Source organism: Mesorhizobium sp. M0698, from assembly GCF_040320455.1.
In the GTDB taxonomy this organism is placed as follows: domain Bacteria; phylum Pseudomonadota; class Alphaproteobacteria; order Rhizobiales; family Rhizobiaceae; genus Mesorhizobium.
This window is the reverse complement of the sequence record NZ_JAMYPQ010000069.1, coordinates 1-3,174: the sequence shown is the minus strand read 5'-3', so window position 1 is coordinate 3,174 and position 3,174 is coordinate 1. Positions and strand designations below refer to the sequence as shown.

2 protein-coding genes are annotated in these 3,174 nt (G+C 60.5%); both read right to left on the bottom strand.

What is annotated here, in order from left to right:
• Positions 1–281 precede the first annotated feature (281 nt).
• Entirely contained in the window at positions 282–1,739 is a 1,458-nt protein-coding gene (locus NKI16_RS33890) for an NAD-dependent succinate-semialdehyde dehydrogenase (RefSeq protein ID WP_352924797.1), read from the bottom strand.
• A gap of 508 nt (positions 1,740–2,247) precedes the next feature.
• A partial coding sequence (locus NKI16_RS33885) for a M16 family metallopeptidase (protein WP_352924795.1) occupies positions 2,248–3,174 on the bottom strand: 927 nt, incomplete at its 5' end.

Sequence of the window (3,174 nt, the reverse complement as noted above, 5' to 3'; positions counted from 1 at the left end):
AACCATACCCGCGCAACGACAGCCCGTCGCCTGAAGATACTCGGCGAGGGCCGCCAAATCCCTCGCAAGCGTATCCTCCGTCACATGCACGCCGTCTTCGCCGACAATGCAGACGCTTGTCTCGTCGAGAGATAAGTCCAGCCAGGGTGCTCCTTCAGGATTGCGTGTTTGCTCGGGTACGGAGCCGCCCCTCAGTTCCCAATCGAGGAGCGATCCTACAATTCACATATTTGGAGATCGCTCGCTAGGTTACCCGGCTGTGAACCCTGCAAGCCGAAAATTCAGATGCCGCCCATGCAGAGATATTTCATTTCGAGGTAGTCCTCGAGGCCATGGCGGGATCCCTCCCGCCCGATGCCGGACTGTTTTATCCCACCGAACGGCGCCGCTTCTGAAGACATCCGGCCGGTATTTACCCCGACCATTCCATATTCCAAGGCCTCGGCCACACGCCAGACACGCTTCAGGTTGGAGGCATAAAAGTAGGCCGCGAGGCCATAGATCGTGTCGTTGGCCTCACGCACGACCTGATCCGCATCTTTGAAGCGAATAATCGGTGCCAGCGGCCCGAATGTCTCTTCTTGCGCGACGGTCATCTCGCTGGAGACACCGGTCAGGACTGTCGGTTGGAAAAACGTGCCATTCGTGCCGATGCGTTTGCCCCCGCATCGAATTGCGCCGCCTTTGGCGACGGCATCGGCAATATGGGATTCGATCTTGGCCAAAGCGTGCTTGTCGATGAGCGGTCCGATGTCCACTCCGGGAGCGAAACCGTCACCAACTTGAAGTTGGCGAGCCCGTTGCACGAATTTCTCGACGAACTCGTCGTGAACGCCCGACTGGACGTAAAGGCGGTTCGCCGAAACGCAGGTCTGGCCGGCATTGCGGAACTTCGCCTGGATCGCACCGTCAACCGCGGCATCGATATCGGCATCATCGAAGACGATGAAAGGTGCATTGCCGCCGAGCTCAAGGCTGACTTTTTTGATCTGGTCCGAGCACTGGCGCATGAGAAGGCGCCCGATCTCAGTCGACCCGGTGAAGCTAATCTTGCGGACCTTGGGATTGGTACAAAGTTCGCGGCCGACCGCGTCACCTTCGGACGCATAGATCAGGTTGACGACGCCTTCGGGAAAACCAGCCTGATGGGCGAGGGCGAACATTGCTCCCGCCACGAGCGGCGTCTGTTCAGCGGGCTTGAGGACGATCGTGCAGCCCGCCGCCAAGGCTGGCGAGATTTTGCGCGCCACCATCGAGGCCGGGAAATTCCATGGCGTTATCGTGCCAACAACTCCGATGGGCTGTTTGATTACCAGCATTCGGCGGTCCATCGATGGTGCGGAGATCGTCTCGCCATAGACGCGATTGGCCTCCTCGGCGTACCATTGCAGATACGCCGCAGCATGCGATATCTCCGACTTGGCTTCGGCAAGCGGCTTGCCCATCTCCGCGGTGAGAATCGCGGCGAGATCGTCGGCGTGGTCGATGATCAACTGATGCCATCGCCATAGAACGTCGCTGCGCTCACGTGCGGTCAGCCCTGCCCATCCAGGCTGCGCGACATAGGCCTTATCGATCGCAGCGCATGTCTCCTCGACACCCATGTCGGGTAGTTCTGCCAGCACTTCGCCAGTCGACGGGTTGAGGACCTCGAATGTCCGCTCGCTAATCCGCGTGCCAAGTGCCGGCAGGCGATCAATGGGTTCAAACAGGTCGGGGGATCTCAGGTGACGGATCATCGGCAGGCACAGGGGCAATACCGGATTCCTCCTCAACGCAGCAGGTATATATAGCAGGTGCGGTGTGTACTCCGCGACGTCCGGGTTCTTTATAGGGCCTCGGCCAGACAGCTGGTAGACCACGGTACCCCACTGGAAAGGGAGAATACCTGAATACGCTAGAAGATGCCTCGCGGTTCTACTAGTCGACCGATTGAACACGGACATCGGCTTCGCCAGCCGCGCGGAGTGGATGCTGGTGGCCTGTGCCTACAATCTGCGGACCACGAATCGGCGACTCTATCCACTCGAAGAGAGGCTGGCCTGAGGAGGAGCGCACCCCAATAATGACGCCTGAACCGGCAAATGCCTGGCAAGGCCCGCGAAAACCGATCCTCGCGGCTTTAAACAGATCCCTTTCACCGGGCGAGCGCCCGCAAGATGAGAAAGAGGATGGAGAGGAACAGGGTGGCGAAGACGCGCCGAGGGAAGACCGGCCGGCGCATTTGCATGCGGATGGAGCTCATGATCAATTCCCCGCCTGTTGCTGCGGCAAAAGATAGCCTGTGGTCGAATGGTCGAGCACTAGATAACGCGCGGCGACCGCCTTGACCTCGTCGGTGGTGACCTTGCGGACGCGGTCCGGCCTCTCGAGCACGTCCTTCACATTGCCACCGGTGGTGAGCGTCTTGCCATAAATGTTGGCGATGTGGTCCAGCTCGTCGTGCGCAAAAACCGAGCGGATATAGCGGTCTTTGGCCTTGTCCAGCTCGTCGCTGGTGACGCCATCCTTGGCGATCCGGGCGACTTCGGCAACGGCCGCCGCTTCGAGATCGACGAGCTTTGCATCGCCGCGCGGCGAGCCGGAGATGATGAAATTGGTGTCGTCTAGCATGGTGCCCTGGAAGAAGGCGCCGACCGCCGAGGCTATGCCTTGGTTGACGACAAGCTCCTGATATAGCCGGCTGCGGTTACCGCCGCCGAGGATCTCGGCCAGCAGGTCGAGCGCCTCGGCCTCGCCGGGCTCTGCCGTATGATAGGACGGCACCACCCAATGAGTGGAAAAGCTCGGCACCGAAACGCGCGCATCGGTCAGCGTCACTGTGCGCCTGGTGTTCTGCTCCGGCTCGTCCGGGCGGTTGCGCGGGGGCAGGTCCGGCCCGCGCACAACCTTGCCATAGGTCTTCTCGGCCAGCGCCTTCACCGTCTCAGGCTCTACGTCGCCGGCCACCACCAGCACGGCGTTGTTCGGTCGGTAGTATTTGTTGTAGATGGTGAATGCGTCGGTGCCGTTCAGCTTCTCCATCTCCTGCATCCAGCCGATGACCGGAATGCGGTAGGGCTGGTTCTGCCGCAACGTCGCGTTGACCTCCTCGTCCAGCAGAGCATGGGGGTTCGTCTCTCTGCGCCAACGGCGCTCCTCCAGGATCACGTCGCGCTCGGTCTTGATATCATC

What these genes read in the sequence shown, in the direction of transcription:
- NKI16_RS33890 (WP_352924797.1), bottom strand. Translation starts at nt 1,739, where the DNA reads ATGATCCGTCACCTGAGATCCCCCGACCTGTTTGAACCCATTGATCGC.